Raw genomic sequence first — 21,266 nt, 5'->3', positions numbered from 1 at the left:
TCATCCGGAAGCGGATGGAATGGGGCAAGGCCCGCAGGGCAGGCGGGGGCTCCTTCCCGGCACTGATGGCCATGTTCCAATGGATCCTAGCCAGGCTCAACGCCCTCCGGCCGATGCGCGCGTTCCGGCACTACAGTCTGCAGCGCGGGCCGCTAATGAGCGCCGGCATCGGCTTCAACATGTTTTTTTCCATCACCGGACTTCTCACCACAGGCTTCTCCATTGCCGGACTGGTGCTGCGCGGACAGCCCGCGCTCCTGGACATCGTCATCAGCAGTGCCGCCTCCAGCGCTCCCGGGCTCCTGAAGCTGAACGGCGGCCCGGGACTGGTGGATCCGCAGGAAATGCTGAATCCGGACGGACTGGGCTGGACAGCGGTAATCGGCTCGCTGGTCACCGTTATCACCTCGCTGCGCTGGATTTCCGGTATCCGTGACGGCCTGCGCGGCGTGCTGGAACTGCCGCCGCTGCTGGTCAACCCCATCCTCCTGAAGCTGCGGGATGCAGGGACGCTGCTGTTGCTGGGGGTGGCGCTGGTGATCAGTGCCGGCGCCTCCCTGGTGTTCGGAACCGCTGCAGGATGGGTCTCCGATGTCCTGCGGCTCGGCGACGCCTTGGCCGGGCCCCTGGCCACGTCTGTCAAAATCTCCGTGCCGCTGGTGCTGAGCTGGGCAACAGCTGTCATCATGTACAGGTTCGCCGCCGGACTGAAGCTCTCACGCCGTGCGCTGCTGGAAGGGACCATCCTGGCGGCAGTCGGCACCGGGGTGCTTCAGATTTTCAGCACCGAACTGCTGGCCGGCGCCAGCCGCAATCCCATCCTGGCGCCGTTCGCCATCATCATCGGCCTGCTGATCTGGTTCAACCTGGTGAGCCAGGTCTACCTCGTCTCGGCGGGCTGGGCCGCCGTCCGGGAAGCCGACCTCAGGCACCAGCCTTCGGCGCAGGAGAAGGGCATCTGGGGATCCCGGCAGGTCCAGCCCGGAAAGGTGCCCGTCTCGCCCGGCAAGGCACTTGTGCAGGCTGACAGTGCCGCCCCGGCTACTGGCCGGCGTCGAGGTACTGGTCGGCCCAGGCAGCGATAATCCGGGCGGCCCGTGCCGCCTGTCCCTTCCCTGTCAAGAGGTGGTCGCTGCCTTCAAGGGACACGAAGTTCCGGGGGTGCCGGGCCGTCTGGAAGATGGTGCTCGCATTTTCGATGCCCACGGTGTTGTCCGTGGGGGAGTGCAGCACCATCAGCGGCTTGTGAAGCTGCTTGATGCAGTCGGTCAGGTCAGCGTTCTCCAGGTCATCCACAAAATGCTTGCGGATCTCCACGCGCTTCCCGCCGAGGTCCACTTCCGCGCTGCCTTCGTTCAGGATCTTATCCAGGGCGGCGTCGAAGACGTGCGCCACGTGCTTGGGCGAGAAGGGGGCGCCAACGGTAGCGACGGCGTCGAGCTCGGGGATTTCCCGCGCAGCAGCCAGTACGGCGGCGCCGCCAAAGGAGTGCCCCACCAGCAGGGAGATTTGCTTCCCCTCGCTGCGCATGAATTCCGCCGCCTTCACCGTGTCGGCCACCTTGTGGCTGAAGGAACCCGCGGACCATTCGCCGGCCGAGCCGCCCAGGCCCAGGTTGTCGAACCGCAGCATGCCCACCCCGCTGTCTGCCAGCGCCTTGCACATTCGTGAAGCGGAGGGCGCGTCCTTGCCCAGCGTGAAACCGTGGGAGAAGACGCCCCACCCTTTCACCGGTCCGTCGGGGACGTCGATGATGCCGGAGAGCATTTCGCCGGTGGAACCTGCAAAGGTAACTTTTTCAGAGCGGGACACTCCCGTCCCCTTTCGGTTTGGTACGAATGGCTGTGGGCCCACGCCACCGGGTTCCCTGGCCGAGCTTGCGGGGTCAGGGAGCGGGTGGGGAGAAACGACGACGGCGCTGACCCCTCAGGTGGGGGACAGCGCCGTCGTCTGCTGGATCCTAAGTCAGATCTTGCGGGAGAGGATGGCCTGCTTAACTTCCTGGATGGCCTGGGTCACCTGGATGCCGCGGGGGCATGCTTCCGAGCAGTTGAAGGTGGTGCGGCAGCGCCACACGCCTTCCTTGTCATTGAGGATCTCAAGGCGCATGTCGCCGGCGTCGTCGCGTGAATCGAAGATGAAGCGGTGCGCGTTGACAATCGCCGCCGGTCCGAAGTACTGGCCGTCGGTCCAGAACACAGGACAGGAGGACGTGCACGCGGCGCAAAGGATGCACTTGGTGGTGTCATCGAAGCGTTCACGGTCCTCGGCGGACTGAAGGCGTTCCTTGGTGGGCTCGTGGCCCTTGTTGATGAGGAACGGCATGACCTCGCGGTAGGACTGGAAGAACGGCTCCATGTCCACAATGAGGTCCTTCTCAACCGGCAAGCCCTTGATGGGCTCCACGGTGATGGGCTTGGACGTATCCAGGTCCTTCAGGAGCGTCTTGCAGGCGAGACGGTTGCGGCCGTTGATGCGCATGGCATCCGAACCGCAAACGCCGTGCGCGCAGGAGCGGCGGAAGGACAGGCTGCCGTCCATTTCCCACTTGACCTTGTGCAGGGCGTCGAGGACTCGGTCAGTGCCGTACATGGTGAGGTGGAAGTCATCCCACGTGGCTTCCCCGGAAACTTCCGGGTTGTAGCGGCGCACGCGCATGTGCACATCGAACGTAGGGATCTCCCCGCCACCGCCAACGCCGGCAGGCAGTTCAATTTTTGAGGCTGGCTCAGCGGTTTCAGCGGTCATCTTAGTACTTCCTCACCATCGGCTCGTAGCGGGTAAAGACAACCGGCTTGGTGTCCAGGCGGATGCCGGCCGTTACTGCAGCGTCTGCTGCAACCGTTCCGTCCGCCGGGGCGAGGTCGTCCTTGTACGCCATGGAGTGCTTCATGAATTTCTCGTCATTGCGTTCCGGGAAGTCCTCGCGGAAATGTCCGCCGCGGGACTCCTCGCGGTGCAGGGCCGCCACGGTCATCACCTTGGCAAGCTCCAGCAGGAAGCCGAGTTCAACGGCCTCAAGCAGGTCAAGGTTGAAGCGCTTGCCCTTGTCCTGGACGTTAATGCGCTTGTACCGCTCCTCGAAGGAGGCGATGTCGCGCAGCACCTGGTTCAGGGTCTCCGCGGTGCGGAACACCTGCATGTTGGCGTCCATGGTGTCCTGGAGTTCCTTGCGGATCACGGCCACCTTTTCTTCGCCGACGCCGTTGCGGGCGATGTCCAGCAGTTCGGTGGTGTAAGCCACCGCGTTCTCCGGCAGTTCCACAAAATCGGCCGTCCTGGCGTACTCAGCCGCGGCGATACCGGCACGCTTGCCGAACACGTTGATGTCCAGCAGCGAGTTGGTGCCCAACCGGTTGGAGCCGTGGACGGAGACGCACGCAACCTCGCCGGCTGCGTACAGGCCGGGAACCACGGTGTCGTTGTCCTGCAGGACTTCGGTGGTGATGTTGGTGGGGATGCCGCCCATGGCGTAGTGCGCGGTGGGGAACACGGGAACTGGCTCCGTGTAGGGCTCCACGCCGAGGTAGGTGCGGGCAAACTCGGTGATGTCCGGAAGCTTGGCATCGATGTGCGCCGGTTCCAGGTGCGTGAGGTCCAGGAGGACGTAGTCCTTGTTCGGGCCGCAGCCGCGGCCTTCGCGGACCTCGTTGGCCATGGAACGGGCCACGATGTCACGGGGCGCCAGGTCCTTGATGGTGGGGGCGTAGCGCTCCATAAAGCGCTCACCCTCGGAGTTGCGCAGGATTGCCCCTTCACCGCGGGCGGCTTCGGACAGGAGGATGCCCAGGCCGGCGAGACCGGTCGGGTGGAACTGGAAAAACTCCATGTCCTCCAGGGGGATGCCGCGGCGGAACGCGATGCCCATGCCGTCACCGGTGAGGGTGTGGGCGTTGGAGGTGGTCTTGAAGACCTTGCCGGCGCCACCGGAAGCGAACACCACGGACTTGGCCTGGAAGACGTGCAGCTCGCCTGATGCGAGGTCGTAGGAGACCACACCGGCAACGCGCTTCTGCTTGTACGGCGTGCCGTCCGCGCGGACTGCGTCCTCTTCCACCGTCAGCAGGTCCAGGACGTAGTACTCGTTGTAGAACTCGACGTTGTGCTTGACGCAGTTTTGGTACAGCGTCTGCAGGATCATGTGGCCGGTGCGGTCCGCGGCGTAGCACGCCCTGCGGACGGGGGCCTTGCCGTGGTCGCGGGTGTGGCCGCCGAACCGGCGCTGGTCGATCCGTCCTTCCGGCGTGCGGTTGAACGGCAGGCCCATCTTTTCCAGGTCCAGCACAGCGTCGATGGCTTCCTTGGCCATGACCTCTGCCGCGTCCTGGTCCACCAGGTAATCGCCGCCCTTGACGGTGTCGAACGTGTGCCACTCCCAGTTGTCTTCCTCGACATTTGCAAGGGCTGCACACATGCCACCCTGCGCCGCACCAGTGTGCGAGCGGGTGGGGTAGAGCTTGGTCAGTACTGCTGTGCGGGCGCGTTGACCGGATTCGATCGCGGCGCGCATGCCAGCGCCGCCGGCACCGACGATGACGACGTCGTACTTATGGACCTGCATACCAGACGCTCTTTCTCTCAAAATTCGCAATAAAACAAGGGGCGGGCGTTGTCCGCTCCGCAAAACAGGGCCCGCGGTTAAACCCGCGGGCCCGGGATGCCGCCGATACTAGGCAGGGCAGAATCCGCCCGGCAGGGGAACGCCGTCAACCACGGGGCACGGGTCGAAGGTGAAGATCACCAGGGTGCCCAGCACGATGATGACCACAGTGGCCGAGTAGAGGACGGTCTTCAGCCAGCGGCGGGTTGAATCCTTTTCCGCGTAATCGTTGATGATGGTGCGGACACCGTTGGTGCCGTGCAGCATGGCCAGCCAGAGCATGGTGAGGTCCCAGAACTGCCAGAACGGGTCGGCCCACTTGCCGGCAACAAAACCGAAGTCGATGGCGTGGATGCCTTCACCCACCAGGAGGTTTACGAAGAGGTGGCCGAAGATGAGGACTACAAGCACTACCCCGGAGAGCCGCATGAACAGCCAGGCGATCATTTCGAAGTTGCCCCGGCTGCCACCGGTGCGGCGGTACTGGGGGGCAATGCGCCCGCTGCGCGGGCTCTCGATGGTTGCGGACATGGCTTAGTGACCTCCGAGCGCGAGGGACAGGTGGCGGATGGAGAAGGCGACCATGGTGACTACCCAAAGGCCAAGGACTGCCCAAAGCATCTGGCGCTGGTACTTGGCGCCCTTCTTCCAGAAGTCCACCGCGATGATGCGCAGGCCGTTGAAAGCGTGGAAAACGATGGCGGCAACCAGGCCGGTTTCACCCAGGGCCATCAGCGGGTTCTTGTAAGCACCGATCACCGCGGTGTAGGCCTCCGGAGACACCCGCACCAGGGAGGTGTCCAGGACATGGACCAACAAGAAGAAAAAGATCACTACACCGGTGATTCGGTGTCCTACCCAGGACCACATGCCTTCACGGCCGCGGTACAAGGTGCCAGCTGGTTTTGTCGGCACTGATAAACCTCCCTGCAACACAGCGGCGCTGGCATGGGATCCACGCGGGGGGAACGCCTGCTGCGAGAGCACTCGTAGCTCGGAGCCTAAATTTAGGCTCAGGCACCAGCTTATTCAATTTAGGGAGGCCTTGGTGCCCGCAGGCGGCAAGGAATCCCCCCAATTATGAGACAAATACCACATTCATCTCCCCGCCGTGCTTATGTGGGGCGGGCTGTGGAGCCGGACGGGCCGCCGGAAGCGGGTCGGCTAAAGTAGGCCTTGATGAGTACAGACAAAGTGACAAGCCCGGTTTCACCCCTTGACCGCTTCATCGCGGTGATCCCGGCAGGCGGAGTGGGGACCCGCCTTTGGCCCCTGTCGCGAGCCGCAGCTCCCAAGTTCCTGCACGATCTCACCGGTTCAGGCAGCACACTGCTGCGCGCCACCTACGACCGGCTGCACCCGCTTGCGGGCCACCGGGTCCTGGTTGTTACCGGCCAGGCCCACCGCGAAGCGGTATGCCGGCAGCTTCCCGAGGTCCAGGATGCTGACCTTGTCCTGGAGTCGGAGCCAAAGGATTCAGGGGCTGCGATCGGCCTTGCTGCTGCCATCCTCCATGAGCGCGATCCGGACACCATCATGGGCTCCTTTGCCGCGGACCAGGTGATCAGCCCGGACAGCCTGTTCCAGCAGGCGGTGCAAGAGGCGATCCACACTGCCGCCGCAGGCAAGATTGTGACCATCGGCATCAAACCCACCCACCCGTCCACCGGGTTCGGCTACATCCGCTCCGGCCAGGACCTGCGCATCGAGGGTGCACCCAGCGCCCAGGACGTCGTGGAGTTCGTTGAAAAGCCGAACGAGGAAGTGGCCCAGCAGTACGTGGACAGCGGCAACTACGTATGGAATGCCGGCATGTTCGTCGCTCCGGTTGCTTTGCTGCTCAAGCACCTCGAAGCGAACCAGCCCGAACTGTTCCAGGGACTGCAGGAAATTGCGCGCGCCTGGGACACTCCTGCCCGGGATGAGGTCACGGCCCGCGTGTGGCCCACGCTGCCCAAGATCGCCATTGACTACGCCGTTGCCGAACCTGCCGCCGAGGCCGGGGACGTCGCCGTCGTGCCCGGTTCCTTCCGCTGGGACGACGTCGGTGACTTTGCATCCGTGGGCCGGCTGAACAGCGCACGGGAAGTGGACGATGTCACGGTGCTGGGGGAGGGCGCCCGCGTCTTCACCGAGAACTCCAGCGGTGTGGTGGTCAGCGACACTAAGCGCGTGATTGCCCTCATCGGCATTGAGGACGTTGTCATCGTGGACACCCCGGATGCCCTGCTTGTGACCACCATGGCCAACTCGCAGCGGGTCAAGGCGGCGGTCGACGCCCTCAAGGCCAGCGGGGATACCGACGTTCTCTAAGGCGGTTGTTGCGGCATCGCGGTTCCCGGATGTAACGCGGGGACCGCGATAACCCGTATTCCGGTGTCCCTCGCTAGAGTGAACCAGTGCGCAATTACACTACGGAAGCCGAGCCCACCGCACTGGTGGCTCCATGGCTTGAGCCGCTCCTGCCGGAACTGATCGACTTCCGCAGGGACCTGCATGCGCACCCGGAACTGTCCTTCAAGGAGTTCCGGACCACGGACAAGCTGGCAGACCGGCTCGAGGCCGCCGGCCTGAACCCGCGCCGCCTGGAGGGCACCGGACTCACCGTGGACGTGGGCGAAGGCCCAATCGCCACCGCGCTGCGGGGCGATATCGATGCCTTGCCCATCATCGAGGAAACCGGCCTGCCCTTTGCCTCGAAAAACCACGGCGTCACGCACGCGTGCGGCCATGACGTCCACACCACCACCATGCTGGGCATCGCCCTGGTGCTGCACCGGATGCACCTGGAGGAGCCCCTGGGCGCCACCGTCCGCATCATCTTCCAGCCCGCGGAGGAAACCATGCCCGGCGGTGCCCACTCGTGCATCGAGCAGGGCGTCCTGGACGGCGTACCCAGGATCCTGGCCCTGCACTGCGATCCCCGCATCGAAGCGGGCAAGATCGGTACCCGCATCGGTGCCATCACCTCGGCGTCGGACACCATCCGTATTGAACTTTCCGGCCGCGGGGGCCACACGTCCCGTCCGCACCTGACCGAGGACCTTGTGTTCGCCCTGGCCCAGATCGCCGTCAATGTTCCCGCCGTCCTGTCCCGCCGCGTGGATGTCCGGAGCGGGGTCTCGGTGGTGTGGGGCCAGATTTCCGCCGGCTCGGCGCCCAATGCCATCCCGGGGACCGGCTATATGGCCGGGACAATGCGCTGCCTGGACCGCGAGGCGTGGCACGCCGCCGGGGAGCTGCTGGATGAGGTGGTGCACCAGGTAGCTGCCCCCTACGGTGTTGACGTGCGCCTGGAGCACACCAGGGGAGTGCCTCCGGTAGTCAACTCCGAACACGAGACGGCCATCATCGAAGCATCGGCGCGGGCGGAAATTGGCGAAAGCGCCGTAGTGCTTACCCCGCAGTCCATGGGCGGGGAGGACTTCGCCTGGTTCCTCGCCGAACTGCCCGGCGCCATGATGCGCCTTGGCACCAAGACGCCCGGCGGCGAGGAATATGACCTCCACCGCGGCGACTACATCCTGGACGAGCGTGCGCTGGGCCTCGGCATCCGCGTTCTCACGGCTGCCGCGCTGCGCACTATCCGCAACCTCTAAAAACCAAGGCGCAGGCGCAAGCGCAGTCGCAATCCGCGCACTCAGCCCGGCCGCCCGGCACTTGCCATGTCGCCCGCTACTAAGTTGTGCACAATTCAATTGCCCACTAAGCTGCTTCCATGACTGATGCTCCACGGCTGGACCGCCAAGTGTGCTTTGCGCTCTACTCGGCGTCCCGCGCAGCAACCGCGGTCTACCGGCCCGTCCTGGAAGAGCTCGGCCTGACCTATCCCCAGTACCTGGTCATGCTGGTGCTCTGGGAGGACGAACCGCGCGGCGTGAAGGAACTGGGCCAGGAGCTCGGCCTGGATTCCGGTACTCTCTCGCCCCTGCTGAAGCGCCTGGAGTCACTGGGCCTGGTGGAGCGCCACAGGTCCGGGGAAGACGAGCGCCGTGTCGCCATCCACCTGACGGCCGCCGGGCGGGAGCTCAGCGGCAAGGCCGGTGCCATCCCCAAGCGCCTGGCCGAGGCTGCAGGTCTTACGCCCGCGGAACTGGATCAGCTCCACAACACTCTGGGCCGTTTGACGGCCGCCCTCCAGCGCAGCCGCTGACAGCATCAGCCGCCACGTTTTTCAACCACCAAGACAGGACGGATCACCGTGAAACCTCTCTACACTGCAGAAGCACTCGCCTCGGGCGAAGGGCGCGACGGGAATGCGCGGACCAACGACGGCAAGCTGGACGTCACACTGTCCAGCCCCGTGGAGCTGGGCGGAAACGGCCAGGGCACCAATCCCGAACAACTCTTCGCAGCCGGCTACGCAGCCTGCTTCCACTCCGCACTCCGCCTGGTGGGCCGCCAGGAACGGGCCGACCTGACAGACTCTGCGGTGGCTGCCAAGGTCCACCTCGGCAAGCTGGACGACGCCGGCTTCGGCCTCGCCGCGGAGCTGGAGATTGCGCTGCCGGCGCTGGATCTTGCCACCGCAGAGGCGTTGGTGGCCAAGGCCCATGAGATCTGCCCGTACTCCAACGCCACGCGGGGAAACATCAGCGTGGACATCAGGATCATGGAATTCGCTGCATGAGCCTCGGAACCCTTCCGGCAAAGACCCGCGAAATCCGCCTGGCCTCCCGTCCCGTGGGCCGCCCCGACGCCGGCAACTTCGAGCTTGCCGAGTCGCCGCTGCCCGGGCTCCAGGAGGGGCAGATCCTGGTCCGGAATCTCTACATGTCCGTCGACCCCTACATGCGGGGACGCATGAACGACGTTAAGTCCTACTCTGCGCCCTTCGCGCTGGACAAAGCGCTCGACGGCGGCGCCGTAGGCGAGGTGATCGCGTCCCGTTCCACCGAACACCAGGAAGGGGACGTTGTGGTGCACAACCTGGGCTGGCGCGAGTATGCAGTGGTGGACGCAGGTACGGCACAGCAGGTCCGCACAGCCCTTGCTCCGGCGTCCGCCTTTCTCGGTGCACTGGGCATGACAGGGCTGACCGCCTACGCCGGACTGCTGAAGGTGGCCGAATTCAAAGCGGGTGACGCGGTGTTCGTCTCCGGTGCCGCGGGAGCGGTGGGTTCACTGGTTGGCCAGATTGCCAAAGCGATGGGTGCCTCGCGGGTGATCGGATCCGCGGGCTCGCCAGCCAAAGTGGCCCGGCTCCTTGAGCTCGGCTTTGACGCCGCCTTCGATTACCACAACGGCCCAGTGCGAGGGCAGTTGAACGAAGCAGCCGGCCCCGGCGGCATCGACGTCTATTTCGATAACGTCGGCGGCGAGCACCTTGAGGCAGCCTTGGCCGCCCTCAACGTTGGCGGCCGCGTGGCAATGTGCGGAGCCATCGCCCAGTACAACTCAACCAAGCCGACTCCTGCTCCGCACAACCTGATGCTGGCCATCGGCAAGCAGCTCACCCTCAAGGGCTTCCTGGTGGGCGGCCAGCGCCAGCACGCGGCTGAGTTCGCCGGGAGGATGGCCGGCTGGCTGGCAGACGGCACCGTGCAGTACGACGAAACCATCGTTGACGGGCTGGAAAATGCGCCGCAGGCCTTTATGGACCTGCTTGACGGGGCCAACACCGGCAAGATGCTGGTCCGCCTCCAGCCCGCGCTGTAACAGGCCGGGCTTCAGTAAGGGGTGCCGCGCCGGAGGCGGCACCCCTACTGGTTGGTAACAACTTGTCAACAATCTCCTCGATCCGGAGCCGCTGTGCTATTGGGACGTGGCGCAGGCCACTAAAGTAGTGGCATCAGTGCGCTCCGGCGCAGTGCTGCGGACCTCAGTGAAAACAGAATTTCAGTGCAGAAACGGACACTCATTGAATTCGAGCCGTAGCGCCACTCTCTTCATCCTGGAGGAATCTTGATGACATCACTGCGTGCGCACCTCAAGCGCGGTTCCGTTGCAGGCCTGGCTACAGTGGGTGCCACAGCGCTCGTGCTGGCCGGCTGCGGCGCGCCCCCCGAAGCCGGCAGCGGCTCCACGGCCGGCGCCAGCGACTACACCGGCTGCATTGTTTCCGACTCCGGTGGCTTCGACGACCAGTCCTTCAACCAGTCCTCCTACGAGGGCCTGAAGAAGGCTGAAACCGACCTCGGCATCAAGGTCAACCAGGTGGAGTCCAAGACCAACAACGACTTCGAGCCCAACCTGCGCGCCATGGTCACGGCCGGATGCGACCTCACCGTCACCGTTGGCTTCCTGCTCGGCGACGCCACAAAGGCGCAGGCTGAGGCCAACCCGGACAGCCACTTCGCGATTGTCGACTTCGGCTACGAGACTCCGATTGCCAACGTCAAGCCAATCATCTACGACACCGCCCAGGCTGCGTTCCTCGCCGGCTACCTTGCCGCCGGAACCACCAAGACCGGAACGGTGGCCACCTTCGGCGGCATCAAGATCCCCACCGTGACCATCTTCATGGACGGCTATGCCGACGGCGTGAAGTACTACAACGAGCAGAAGGGCAAGGACGTCAAGCTCCTTGGCTGGAACAAGGACGCCCAGGACGGCAGCTTCACCGGCGACTTCGAGAAACAGGATGTGGGCAAGCAGCTCACCCAGAACTTCCTGGACCAGGGTGCCGACATCGTGATGCCGGTGGCCGGGCCCGTTGGCAAGGGTGCCGGTGCTGCCTTGAAGGAAGCCAAGGACGCCGGCAAGGACGTCAAGCTGATCTGGGTGGATTCCGACGGCTACCTCACGGCCCCTGACTACAAGGACATCATGCTGTCCTCTGTCATGAAGCAGATGGGCGACGCCGTGGAGACCGTGGTCAAGGAGGACAAGGAAGGCAACTTCGACAACACCCCGTACGTGGGCACCCTCGCCAACGAAGGTGTGCAGCTGGCCCCGTTCCACGACCTCGAATCCCAGGTTCCCGCCGAGCTGAAGAGCGAGCTGGACCAGATCAAGAAGGACATCGTTGACGGCAAGCTGAAGGTCGAGTCCGCCGCCAGCCCCAAGGCCTGACCCGCATCTGAAGCGCCACCCCCGGTTGGTCAATGACTGGCCGGGCGGTGGCGCTTTTTGCTGTGGCCTTCCGCTTTCGGGCCACCGCCCGCTCATCCCAGGACTGCACCCACTAGGCTGGTGCTGCAGCCACATATCCCGTCCGGTCAATCACTGGACGCTTCGAGATTGGTCAGAGTTTTGAAACTTGAACTCAGAGGGATCACTAAACGCTTCGGAACCCTGCTCGCCAACGACCACATCGACGTGGTGGTTGAACCCGGACAAATACACTGTCTGCTGGGCGAAAACGGGGCCGGAAAATCCACGCTGATGAATGTGCTGTACGGCCTTTATGAGCCGTCCGAAGGCGAAATCCTCATTGATGACAAGGCCGTGTCCTTCCGCGGACCCGGCCATGCGATGGCGGCGGGGATCGGGATGGTGCACCAGCACTTCATGCTGGTCCCCGTCTTCACGGTGGCCGAGAACGTGGCGCTCGGTGCCGAACCCACCAAGGCTGCCGGCTTCCTCAACCTGGAGGAGACGCGCCGCCGGATCAAGGAAATCTCGGATCAGTACGGCTTTGACGTCGATCCGGACGCCCTGGTGGAGGACCTGCCGGTTGGTGTCCAGCAGCGCGTCGAAATCATCAAGGCGCTGGTCCGCAACGCCAAGGTCCTGATCCTCGACGAACCCACTGCCGTCCTGACACCCCAGGAGACCGATGAACTGCTGGACATCATGCGCCAGCTCAGGGCCGCGGGCACGTCCATCGTGTTCATCTCCCACAAGCTGCGGGAGGTGAAGGAAGTTTCGGACACCATCACCGTGATCAGGCGCGGCAAGGTGGTGGGGACCGCGGACCCCGCCGCCCCCACAACCGAGCTTGCCTCAATGATGGTGGGACGCGCCGTCAGCCTGAACCTGGACAAGGCACCCGCCCAGCCGAAGGAGACGACCTTCGAAGTCCGGGATTTGACGGTCATCGCCCCCAACGGCCACCACGTGGTGGACGGGCTCAGCTTCAGCATTGCCCGTGGGGAAATACTGGCCGTGGCAGGCGTGCAGGGGAACGGCCAGACAGAACTCACCGAAGCCATCCTCGGCCTCCAGGACCGGGTCTTCGGCTCCATCAAGCTGGACGGCAAGGAGTTGCTGGGCAGGTCCGTCAAGGAAGTCCTGCACGCCGGCGTCGGATTCGTCCCGGAAGACCGCAAGGTGGACGGACTGGTGGGCACGTTTTCGGTGGCCGAAAACCTGGTCCTGGACCTCTACGACAAGCCTCCCTTCGCCAAGGGCATTAGCATGAGCCCCGCGAAGATCCTGGAGAACGCCAAGGCCCGCATCGGCGAGTTCGACGTGCGGACGCCCTCAGCCGCGGCCGCGGCAGGCACGCTTTCCGGCGGCAACCAGCAGAAAGTGGTGATGGCGCGCGAACTCTCCCGGCCGCTGCGCCTGTTCATCGCTTCGCAGCCCACCCGCGGCGTGGACGTGGGCTCCATCGAGTTCCTCCACCGCAGGATCGTTGCCGAGCGGGACCAGGGCACACCGGTGATGATTATCTCCACCGAGCTTGACGAGGTCATGGAACTGGCGGACCGCATCGCGGTGCTCTACAAGGGCAAGCTGGTGGGCGTGGTCCCGGCCGGCACCAGCCGGGATGTCCTGGGCCTCATGATGGCAGGCATTCCGCCCGAGGAACACGCACACTCCGCGGGGCACCCGCCCACAGCCGCAACGGCCTCCACGTCCGACGCCGAAGGAGGCGACCTTGTCTGAGCAGCATCCCCCCAAACACGCTGCCGAAGCGGGCGGCAGCAAAGCCCACCCGGCCACCCCTGCTGAGGAGGAGACAGCCGCCGTCGTATCCGTTGATACCGCGGGCGGCGCCATGGAACCTTCGGCGGTTCCGGCCACTGCCCAAAGCGGACAGCTTCCCGGCGGTCCGGAGACGCTGCTCCGGAAGATCTTTACCGGCAGCGGCATGGTTTCGGTCCTCGCGGTCCTGCTGGCGCTCATCATCGGCGGGCTCCTGATTGCCAGCACTGACAAACAGGTAGCCACCACGTCCACCTACCTCTTCGCGCGTCCCACCGACTTCCTGACAGCCGTGTGGAACGCTGCCACCCGCTCCTACATTGCCCTGTTCCAGGGCTCGGTCTTCAACCCGCGCGGCAACAGCGTGGCGGCCCAGTTCGCACCGTTCATGGAAACACTCACCATTGCCACGCCGCTCATCACGGCCGGCCTTGGCGTGGCACTTGCGTTCCGTGCCGGACTCTTCAACATCGGCGGGCAGGGGCAGATCATTGTGGCCGGCATCCTTGCCGCCTGGGTGGGCTTCGCGCTGCACCTGCCCCTGGGGCTGCACCTGCTGCTGGTCCTGGTGGCCGGCATCATCGGCGGTGCCTTCTGGGGAGGCCTGGTGGGGCTGCTGAAAGCCCGGACGGGCGCCCATGAGGTCATTCTCACCATCATGTTCAACTACATCGCGCTGTACTTCCTGCGGTACCTGCTGAACACCCCGGCCTTCCAGCGGCCAGGGGAGACAAACCCCATCTCGCCCATCCTGGATCCCACGGCCGTATACCCGCAGATTTTCGGCACCCAGTACCGGCTGCACCTTGGTTTCCTCCTGGCCATCGCCGCCACCGTCCTGGTGTGGTGGCTGCTGAACCGGTCCACCGTGGGCTTCGAGTTCCGTGCCGTGGGCGCCAACCCCAAGGCTGCCCAGACGGCCGGCATCAACGTCTCCCGCTCCACCATCCTGGTGATGGCGATTGCGGGCGGACTGGCGGGAATGTCCGGCGTCGCTCAGGTGGCGGGAACGGAAAAAGTCCTCACCGACGGCGTGGCCGCCACCTATGGGTTCGACGCGATCACGGTGGCCCTCCTGGGGCGTTCGACGCCGTGGGGAACCTTTGCCGCCGGCCTGCTGTTCGGCGCCTTCCGCGCCGGGGCGGTCCAAATGCAGATCCAGACCGGAACCCCCATCGACATCGTCCTGGTGGTGCAGTCCCTGATCGTCCTCTTTATTGCGGCCCCGCCGCTGGTCCGGGCAATCTTCGGCCTGAACCCCCGCCGCAGGAAGCCTGCCCGCACGGCCAAGTCCCGTCAGGCAGCCACAACCGGAGGTGCCGCATGAGCACAAAAGTATCGTCACCCCGCCCGGGACAACCACAGCCGGATCACACTCCGAAAGACACCGGCCCCAGCGCCGTCTCCGCCAAACCGGTGACCTGGAGGACGCCCGTCCTGCTCACGGTCTTCGGCCTGATCGCCCTGGTTTTCTTCGGTTTGATGGCGCCCAACCAGACCGCGAGTTTCGGCATCTCCACCGGCGAGGACTTTTTCCAGCTGCCGGCCCTGGCGGTGAACGCGTTCACTGGCGGCATGGTGTTGTCCGTCCTCCTGCTGGGCCTGGCAGCCTACGCGGTCTACCTCAAGACCAAGGACCGGCCCGCGCCCGGCTGGCTGACCGTCACCTTCATCGTCCTGTTCGTGGCCGCTTTCCTCATCTGGGTGGTGGGCGGTGCGCGTACCCCGAGCATCTCGCTGGCAGGCCTCATCGCCGGGTCCGTCACCCTCGCCGTCCCGCTGGTGTTCGGTTCCCTGTCCGGCGTCCTGTGTGAGCGGGTGGGCGTGGTCAACATCGCCATCGAGGGCCAGCTCCTGGGCGGCGCGTTCACTGCCGCCATCGTGGCGAGCATGACCCAGAACCCCTTCATCGGGCTGCTTGCCGCCGCCGTGGCCGGGGCAGTGGTTTCCATGGTGCTGGCGCTGTTCAGCATCAAGTACCTCGTGAACCAGATCATCGTGGGCGTGGTGCTCAACGTCCTGGTCTCCGGCGTCACGGGCTTCCTGTTCAGCACCGTTATGCAGGCCAACAAGGCGCAGTTCAACTCACCTCCCGGGCTGGACATCATCGAGATCCCCGTCCTGTCCAGCATCCCCATCATCGGGCCCATCCTTTTCCGCCAATCGGTGGTGGGATACCTGATGTACGTTGCGGTCCTGGTGGTCTGGGTAGGCCTCTTCAAGACCCGCTGGGGCCTGCGGGTCCGCGCTGTGGGCGAGCACCCACAGGCGGCCGACACCCTGGGCATCAACGTAAATGCCACCCGCTTCTGGAACGTCACGCTTGGCGGGGCAATTGCCGGCATCGGCGGATCCTTCTTCACCCTCGTCGCGATCGACAGCTTCACCAAGGAAATCTCCGGCGGACGCGGCTTCATCGCGCTGGCCGCGCTGATCTTTGGCCGGTGGAACCCCATCGGCGCGTTCTTCGCCGCGCTCCTGTTCGGCTTCGCAGACAACCTGCAGAGTATCGTCACGATCATCGGCACCCCGGTGCCCAGCCAGTTCATGGCCATGCTGCCCTACCTGGTAACGGTCCTCGCCGTCGCCGGACTGGTAGGCAAATCCCGGGGCCCGGCAGCGAGCGGTATTCCCTATGTCAAGGGTTGACGGCGGCGTGGGATCCGGAAGCGGCGTGGACTGGGCCGCACTGGAGGCTGCCGCCGTCGACGCCATGGCCAAGGCGTACACGCCTTACTCGAAGTTCCCGGTGGGCGCGGCAGCCCTTACCGAGGACGGCAGGATCGTCAGCGGCTGCAACGTGGAAAACGCCAGCTACGGGCTGACGCTCTGCGCTGAATGTGCGCTGGTGGGCAACCTGCACATGACCGGCGGCGGCCTGCTGCGCGCCTTCTATTGTGTGGACGGCGGGGGCAACGTCCTGATGCCGTGCGGGCGCTGCCGCCAGCTGTTGTACGAATTCCGCGCCCCCGGCATGGAGCTCATGACCACCCAAGGCATCAAGACCATGGACCAGGTGCTGCCAGACGCCTTTGGTCCCGAACACCTGGAGGAAACCCGGTGACAGACAACCGCGCAGCGATCAACAAGGCCGAGGCGTTCGACGCCGTCGACATCATCCGGACAAAGCGGGACAAGGGCGCACTGAGCCCGGAACAGATCGATTGGACCATCGACGCCTACACCCGGGGAGTCATCGCGGACGAGCAGATGGCCGCCCTCAACATGGCCATCCTGCTCAACGGCATGAACCGCAGTGAGATCGCGCGGTGGACGGCCGCAATGATCGCTTCAGGCGAGCGGATGGACTTCTCCAGCCTGCGCCGCCCGGACGGCGGGCTGAAGTACACCTCCGACAAGCATTCCACCGGAGGCGTCGGGGACAAGATCACCCTGCCCCTGGCGCCACTGGTGGCAGTCTTCGGCGTGGCCGTCCCGCAGCTCTCCGGCCGCGGACTCGGCCACACCGGCGGCACGCTGGACAAGCTGGAAGCCATCCCGGGCTGGCGGGCCTCGCTTACCAATGAGGAAATGCTCGCCCAGCTGCAGGACGTGGGCGCCGTCATCTGCGCGGCCGGCGCGGGCCTGGCCCCGGCGGACAAGAAGCTTTACGCCCTCCGCGACGTTACCGGCACCGTTGAGGCCATCCCGCTCATCGCCTCGTCCATCATGAGCAAAAAAATTGCCGAGGGGACCGGAGCCCTGGTTTTGGACGTGAAGGTGGGAAGCGGCGCCTTTATGAAGGATGAGGCCACTGCCCGCGAACTTGCCGAAACCATGGTGGCGCTCGGCAAGGATGCAGGGGTCAACACCGTTGCCCTTCTCACCAACATGAGCTCCCCCCTGGGCCTGACCGCGGGCAACGCTATCGAGGTGGAGGAGTCCGTCGAGGTGCTGGCGGGCGGGGGTCCCGACGACGTGGTGGAGTTGACGGTCCGGCTCGCCGAGGAGATGCTCGCCGCTGCAGGGGTCCACGACGCCGATCCCGCAGCTGCCCTGAAAGACGGCCGCGCCATGGACGTCTGGAACCGGATGATCGAGGCCCAGGGCGGCGACCCCCGCGCCGAGCTTCCGGTGGCCCGGGAATCCGAGGTGGTCTACGCGCCGGCCGACGGAGTGCTGGTGGAACTCGATGCCCTTGCGGTGGGCGTGGCAGCCTGGCGCCTGGGCGCCGGGAGGGCCCGCAAGGAGGACGTGGTGCAGGCAGGCGCCGGCGTCCGGATGCACGCCAAGCCGGGCGCCATGGTCCGGGCGGGCGAGCCCCTGATGACACTGCTCACCGACACCCCGGAAAGGTTCGCCCGCGCCAAGGAAGCGCTGGAGAACGCAGTAGTCATTGCGCCCGAGGGATCACGGCCGGCACAGCGCCTGATCATCGACCGCATAGCATAGGGACCCATGCAGGCCATCAATGACTTCATTCTCGCCGCGGCCGGACAGCCCTGGGTGCTGCTCCTCGTCCTGGCATGCTGCATCATTGACGGCTTCTTCCCGCCCATCCCCAGCGAGTCCGTGGTGGTTGGCCTGTCCGCGGTCGCTGCCACCGCAGATGTTCCCAATCCCTGGCTCCTGATGATGGTGGCTGCCCTGGGGGCCTTTTCGGGGGACAACATCGCCTACCTGATCGGGCGCAGGGTGGGCACGCGGCGCTGGGCCTGGATGCGGGGTCCCCGCATGCAAAGTGCCTTCCGGTGGGCGGGCCGGGAGCTGCGCAAGCGCCCCGCCTCGCTCATCCTCGTGGCACGGTTCGTCCCCATCGGGCGGGTTGCGGTAAACCTCACCGCCGGCGTCACACGCTATCCGCACCTGCGCTTCGTGGGGCTGACCGTCCTGTCGGCCAGCCTCTGGGCTGCCTATTCGGTGGGAATCGGCCTGTTCTTTGGCCAATGGTTTGAAGACAACCACCTCCTGGGTGCCGTCATCGCCATCATCTGTGCGGTGGCGCTCGGGATCGTGGTGGACATCATCATCAACAGGGTCCGGCGCAGGTCTCCCATGATGGAACGGATGAAGGAACCGGAAGCGTAGTTGAACCGTTGTCCGGGTAGGACGGGGCGTAGCGAAGTGCGCCGCGGCCGTGGGACACTTAGGAACGATTTCCGCTTCGGCTGCGCCACTTCCGGCCGGTGCCATTTTGCATAGGAGCAAGACCGCGTGGAGTTTATTAATGAGGCCGTGCTCCATGCAGCTGGTCAGTGGTGGATATACCCAATCCTGCTCCTGTTTTTCTTTGTTGACGGCTTCGCCATGGTGGTCCCCAGCGAGACCCTCATCGTGGCCCTCGCCGCATTCTCCCGGCACAGCGGGGAACCCAATCTCTGGATCCTCGGCCTCACCGCACTGATAGGCGCCATCGCCGGGGACAACATGGCCTTTATGCTCGGACGCAAGATCGGGCTGAACCGGTGGAAGTGGATGCGCCGGCCCAGGGTGCAGAAGGCCTTCGGCTGGGCGCGCTACGAGCTGGACAAGCGTGGTGCCGTGCTGGTCTTCACTGCCCGTTACATTCCCTGGGGCCGGGTAGCCGTCAACTATGTCGCCGGAAGCACCGGCTTCTCCCACCGCCGCTTCTTCCTGCTGGACGCCTTTGCCTGCATCACCTGGGTTGGGTATTCCATCGGCATCGGCCTGCTGGCCAGCTCCTTCCCCTGGCTGCACCACAACCCCCTGCTCAGCGCGGGCATTGCGGTGGTGTTCGCGATTCTGCTGGGGATCCTCATCGACCACCTGCTCAGGTTGTGGCACAGGCACCTCGCCCGTAACGACGCCCAGGAAGTGGACGGGTGGCTCGACGGCGGTCCCAACGGGGCACGGGACAACCAGGCCGGCGGCACCGCCGCCCTGGCACCGGCAGCAGGAGAGGGCGAACCGGCGGCCACCTAGCCGCTGGCAATGAACTGCCGCCCACCCTAAGGTGGGGTACGTGACTGAGCCTATTGTTGACGCTGCCCCTGCCATCGATTTTGACCTGAAGAACCTGCCCAAGGTTTCACTTCACGACCACCTGGACGGAGGACTCCGTCCGGCCACCATCATCGAACTGGCCGAGGCAGTCGGCCACACCCTCCCGTCGACTGACCCCGTCGCGCTCGGCCAATGGTTCCGGGAGTCCGCGGACTCCGGATCCCTGGTCCGTTATCTAGAGACCTTTGACCACACTGTTGCCGTCATGCAGACCGCTGAAGGGCTCTTCCGCGTGGCCAAGGAGTTCGTCGAGGACCTCGCTGACGACGGCGTGGTGTACGGCGAAGTGCGGTGGGCGCCCGAACAGCACCTGCAGAAGGGCCTCACCCTGGACGAAGCCGTTGAAGCGGTGCAGGAAGGCCTTGAGGCAGGAGTCGAGGCCGTGGGGGAGACGGGCCGCGAAATCCAAGTGGGCCAGCTGATCACCGCCATGCGCCACGCGGACCGTGGCCAGGAGATCGCCGAACTCGCCGTCCGCCACCGCAACAAGGGCGCAGTGGGCTTCGACATCGCCGGAGCCGAAGACGGCTTCCTGCCCTCCCGCTTCAAGGACGCCTTCACCTACCTCGCCCAGCAGAACTTCCCGGCCACGGTGCACGCCGGGGAGGCGGGCGGACTGGAGAGCATCCAGTCCGCCCTGGTGGATGGCCGGGCGCTGCGGCTGGGCCACGGCGTCAGGATCGCCGAGGACATCACCGTGGAGTTCGACGACGATGACGGGACGGAGGACACCATCGGACTGGTGACCCTCGGGGACCTGTCCAGCTGGGTCCGTGACCGTGGCATCGCCCTCGAGGTCTGCCCGTCGTCCAACCTTCAGACCGGTGCCATCGCCGGGTTCGGCGAGGGCATCGAGAGCCACCCGCTGGACATGCTCTACCAGCTCGGCTTCAACGTCACCATCAACACCGACAACCGGCTGATGAGCGGTGTCACCCTGACCGACGAGTTCGACCTCCTGGTGGAAACCTTCGACTACGACCTCGATGACCTGCTGGAGCTGACCCTGAACGCCGCCGAGGCATCCTTCCTGCCCCTTGAGGAAAAGGAAGCATTGGTGGAGTACATCAACGACGCCTACGCAAACCTTGGCTGACAGCCCGGATTCGGGCAGCGCCCCGACCGGGGAGCCACTGGGGGAGCTGCTGGGGCAGATTGCCGCCCTGCGCGAGCACTGCCCGTGGATGGGCGCGCTGACCCATGAATCCCTGGTGGAGTACCTCCTTGAGGAGGCCTACGAGGTGGCGGAAACCATTGAGGCCGGGACGGGCAAAGACATTGACGACGCCGAACTCCGCGGCGAGCTGGGCGACGTACTGCTTCAGGTGGTGCTGCACGCCCGGCTTGCCGAGGAGCGCGGATCCTTCACCTTCGAGGACGTCGCACGCGGCCTGAGCGCCAAGATGATCCGCCGGAACCCGCATGTCTTCCGCCCCGACGGCTCCCTGCAGGACAGCTTTCCGGCCACGGTTGAAGAGATCGTGCAGAAGTGGGACGCGGTGAAGCGGGCAGAGCGGCCGGGCCGGCATGACCCGTTCGAGGGCATCCCGTTGGCGCTCCCCGCGCTGGCCCGGACGCAAAAATCCATCAACCGGGCTGCAAGGGCAGGGCTTCCACAGGCTCAACCATCCATGGAAGTTCCCGCCTTCGCGTCCGAGGACGAGCTGGGCGAGCTGCTGCTCGCCGTCGTACAGTCCGCCCATGCCGGCGGGTTGGACGCCGAGCGTGCCCTGCGCTGTGCTGTGCGTAACTACCAGCAACGCGTCCCCGGGCAGCAGCAGGAGTTATAACCGCACCATCATGACGTCCGGGGGCTGGATAGGTTTCCGTAACCCGGACCACTCTCGACTACGCTGGTCCGTGACGAGTACGTCGAGTTTTCAGCTGT

At 65.1% G+C, this 21,266-nt stretch carries 21 protein-coding genes; 16 read left to right on the top strand and 5 right to left on the bottom strand.

Annotated elements, in window-relative coordinates; all coding sequences use genetic code 11:
* Window positions 1-14 precede the first annotated feature (14 nt).
* The gene (locus AC5RVN_RS08065) at window positions 15-1,085 is read left to right on the top strand and encodes a YihY/virulence factor BrkB family protein (RefSeq protein WP_494041343.1); all 1,071 of its coding nucleotides are present in this window, start codon (window positions 15-17) and stop codon (window positions 1,083-1,085) included.
* On the opposite strand, the gene AC5RVN_RS08060 is transcribed toward AC5RVN_RS08065, so the two are convergent.
* The 5 genes from AC5RVN_RS08060 to sdhC all read right to left on the bottom strand — a co-directional run bounded on the left by AC5RVN_RS08060 (window position 1,042) and on the right by sdhC (window position 5,515).
* Window positions 1,042-1,812, bottom strand: coding sequence for an alpha/beta hydrolase family protein (locus AC5RVN_RS08060; protein WP_494041084.1), 771 nt, complete (start codon window positions 1,810-1,812; stop codon window positions 1,042-1,044). The two genes, AC5RVN_RS08065 and AC5RVN_RS08060, sit on opposite strands and share 44 nt — an antisense overlap.
* A 153-nt stretch (window positions 1,813-1,965) precedes the next feature.
* A complete protein-coding gene (locus AC5RVN_RS08055; RefSeq protein WP_494104592.1) occupies window positions 1,966-2,748 on the bottom strand; it encodes a succinate dehydrogenase iron-sulfur subunit in 783 nt (260 codons plus the stop codon).
* A 1-nt stretch (window position 2,749) separates the two neighbouring features.
* Window positions 2,750-4,561, bottom strand: coding sequence for a succinate dehydrogenase flavoprotein subunit (gene sdhA, locus AC5RVN_RS08050; RefSeq protein WP_494137569.1), 1,812 nt, complete (start codon window positions 4,559-4,561; stop codon window positions 2,750-2,752).
* Between the two features lie 108 nt (window positions 4,562-4,669).
* On the bottom strand, window positions 4,670-5,131 hold the full coding sequence (locus tag AC5RVN_RS08045; protein ID WP_050055919.1) for a succinate dehydrogenase hydrophobic membrane anchor subunit: 462 nt from the start codon (window positions 5,129-5,131) through the stop codon (window positions 4,670-4,672).
* 3 nt (window positions 5,132-5,134) lie between these two features.
* Window positions 5,135-5,515, bottom strand: coding sequence for a succinate dehydrogenase, cytochrome b556 subunit (gene sdhC, locus AC5RVN_RS08040; RefSeq protein WP_015936418.1), 381 nt, complete (start codon window positions 5,513-5,515; stop codon window positions 5,135-5,137).
* A 264-nt stretch (window positions 5,516-5,779) separates the two neighbouring features.
* Between sdhC and AC5RVN_RS08035 the strand changes: the two genes are divergently transcribed.
* The 15 genes from AC5RVN_RS08035 to AC5RVN_RS07965 all read left to right on the top strand — a co-directional run bounded on the left by AC5RVN_RS08035 (window position 5,780) and on the right by AC5RVN_RS07965 (window position 21,168).
* Window positions 5,780-6,913, top strand: a complete 1,134-nt coding sequence (locus tag AC5RVN_RS08035) for a mannose-1-phosphate guanylyltransferase (RefSeq protein WP_494041081.1) — start codon at window positions 5,780-5,782, stop codon at window positions 6,911-6,913.
* An 86-nt stretch (window positions 6,914-6,999) separates the two neighbouring features.
* A complete protein-coding gene (locus tag AC5RVN_RS08030; protein ID WP_494137568.1) occupies window positions 7,000-8,199 on the top strand; it encodes an amidohydrolase in 1,200 nt (399 codons plus the stop codon).
* Window positions 8,200-8,318: 119 nt separating this feature from the next.
* Window positions 8,319-8,753, top strand: coding sequence for a MarR family winged helix-turn-helix transcriptional regulator (locus AC5RVN_RS08025; RefSeq protein ID WP_494137567.1), 435 nt, complete (start codon window positions 8,319-8,321; stop codon window positions 8,751-8,753).
* A 48-nt stretch (window positions 8,754-8,801) separates the two neighbouring features.
* On the top strand, window positions 8,802-9,230 hold the full coding sequence (locus tag AC5RVN_RS08020; protein WP_494041078.1) for an organic hydroperoxide resistance protein: 429 nt from the start codon (window positions 8,802-8,804) through the stop codon (window positions 9,228-9,230).
* Window positions 9,227-10,258, top strand: coding sequence for an NADP-dependent oxidoreductase (locus AC5RVN_RS08015; RefSeq protein ID WP_494137566.1), 1,032 nt, complete (start codon window positions 9,227-9,229; stop codon window positions 10,256-10,258). The genes AC5RVN_RS08020 and AC5RVN_RS08015 overlap by 4 nt, the downstream gene beginning before the upstream one ends.
* 249 nt (window positions 10,259-10,507) lie before the next feature.
* Window positions 10,508-11,614 carry a BMP family lipoprotein gene (locus AC5RVN_RS08010; protein WP_494137565.1) on the top strand — a complete coding sequence of 369 codons (1,107 nt, stop codon included), beginning with the start codon at window positions 10,508-10,510 and terminating at the stop codon, window positions 11,612-11,614.
* Between the two features lie 180 nt (window positions 11,615-11,794).
* Window positions 11,795-13,375, top strand: coding sequence for an ABC transporter ATP-binding protein (locus AC5RVN_RS08005; protein WP_494137564.1), 1,581 nt, complete (start codon window positions 11,795-11,797; stop codon window positions 13,373-13,375).
* Window positions 13,368-14,741 carry an ABC transporter permease gene (locus AC5RVN_RS08000; RefSeq protein WP_494041074.1) on the top strand — a complete coding sequence of 458 codons (1,374 nt, stop codon included), beginning with the start codon at window positions 13,368-13,370 and terminating at the stop codon, window positions 14,739-14,741. Before AC5RVN_RS08005 ends, AC5RVN_RS08000 begins: the two co-directional genes overlap by 8 nt.
* On the top strand, window positions 14,738-16,063 hold the full coding sequence (locus tag AC5RVN_RS07995) for an ABC transporter permease (protein WP_494041073.1): 1,326 nt from the start codon (window positions 14,738-14,740) through the stop codon (window positions 16,061-16,063). Before AC5RVN_RS08000 ends, AC5RVN_RS07995 begins: the two co-directional genes overlap by 4 nt.
* Window positions 16,050-16,478, top strand: coding sequence for a cytidine deaminase (locus tag AC5RVN_RS07990; protein ID WP_494041072.1), 429 nt, complete (start codon window positions 16,050-16,052; stop codon window positions 16,476-16,478). Before AC5RVN_RS07995 ends, AC5RVN_RS07990 begins: the two co-directional genes overlap by 14 nt.
* A gap of 17 nt (window positions 16,479-16,495) precedes the next feature.
* Window positions 16,496-17,806: a thymidine phosphorylase gene (locus AC5RVN_RS07985; RefSeq protein ID WP_494041342.1), complete on the top strand. Its 1,311-nt coding sequence runs from the start codon at window positions 16,496-16,498 to the stop codon at window positions 17,804-17,806.
* 6 nt (window positions 17,807-17,812) lie between these two features.
* The gene (locus tag AC5RVN_RS07980; protein ID WP_494041071.1) at window positions 17,813-18,442 is read left to right on the top strand and encodes a DedA family protein; all 630 of its coding nucleotides are present in this window, start codon (window positions 17,813-17,815) and stop codon (window positions 18,440-18,442) included.
* Between the two features lie 126 nt (window positions 18,443-18,568).
* Window positions 18,569-19,297 carry a DedA family protein gene (locus tag AC5RVN_RS07975; RefSeq protein WP_494041070.1) on the top strand — a complete coding sequence of 243 codons (729 nt, stop codon included), beginning with the start codon at window positions 18,569-18,571 and terminating at the stop codon, window positions 19,295-19,297.
* Between the two features lie 40 nt (window positions 19,298-19,337).
* The gene (locus AC5RVN_RS07970; RefSeq protein WP_494137563.1) at window positions 19,338-20,474 is read left to right on the top strand and encodes an adenosine deaminase; all 1,137 of its coding nucleotides are present in this window, start codon (window positions 19,338-19,340) and stop codon (window positions 20,472-20,474) included.
* An 88-nt stretch (window positions 20,475-20,562) separates the two neighbouring features.
* Window positions 20,563-21,168: a MazG nucleotide pyrophosphohydrolase domain-containing protein gene (locus AC5RVN_RS07965; protein ID WP_494137708.1), complete on the top strand. Its 606-nt coding sequence runs from the start codon at window positions 20,563-20,565 to the stop codon at window positions 21,166-21,168.
* The last annotated feature ends 98 nt before the right edge of the window (window positions 21,169-21,266 follow it).

Source organism: Arthrobacter sp. sptzw32, assembly GCF_059089735.1.
This window is presented reverse-complemented; position numbering and strand designations above follow the sequence as displayed.

Bases quoted from the DNA above. Each gene is read 5' to 3' on its own strand.
- AC5RVN_RS08065 (WP_494041343.1), top strand. From the start codon at position 15: ATGGAATGGGGCAAGGCCCGCAGGGCAGGCGGGGGCTCCTTCCCGGCA.
- AC5RVN_RS08035 (WP_494041081.1), top strand. From the start codon at position 5,780: ATGAGTACAGACAAAGTGACAAGCCCGGTTTCACCCCTTGACCGCTTC.
- AC5RVN_RS08025 (WP_494137567.1), top strand. From the start codon at position 8,319: ATGACTGATGCTCCACGGCTGGACCGCCAAGTGTGCTTTGCGCTCTAC.
- AC5RVN_RS08055 (WP_494104592.1), bottom strand. From the start codon at position 2,748: ATGACCGCTGAAACCGCTGAGCCAGCCTCAAAAATTGAACTGCCTGCC.
- AC5RVN_RS07980 (WP_494041071.1), top strand. From the start codon at position 17,813: ATGCAGGCCATCAATGACTTCATTCTCGCCGCGGCCGGACAGCCCTGG.
- AC5RVN_RS08015 (WP_494137566.1), top strand. From the start codon at position 9,227: ATGAGCCTCGGAACCCTTCCGGCAAAGACCCGCGAAATCCGCCTGGCC.
- AC5RVN_RS08010 (WP_494137565.1), top strand. From the start codon at position 10,508: ATGACATCACTGCGTGCGCACCTCAAGCGCGGTTCCGTTGCAGGCCTG.
- AC5RVN_RS08045 (WP_050055919.1), bottom strand. From the start codon at position 5,131: ATGTCCGCAACCATCGAGAGCCCGCGCAGCGGGCGCATTGCCCCCCAG.
- AC5RVN_RS07995 (WP_494041073.1), top strand. From the start codon at position 14,738: ATGAGCACAAAAGTATCGTCACCCCGCCCGGGACAACCACAGCCGGAT.
- AC5RVN_RS07965 (WP_494137708.1), top strand. From the start codon at position 20,563: ATGGGCGCGCTGACCCATGAATCCCTGGTGGAGTACCTCCTTGAGGAG.
- AC5RVN_RS07990 (WP_494041072.1), top strand. From the start codon at position 16,050: ATGTCAAGGGTTGACGGCGGCGTGGGATCCGGAAGCGGCGTGGACTGG.
- sdhA (WP_494137569.1), bottom strand. From the start codon at position 4,561: ATGCAGGTCCATAAGTACGACGTCGTCATCGTCGGTGCCGGCGGCGCT.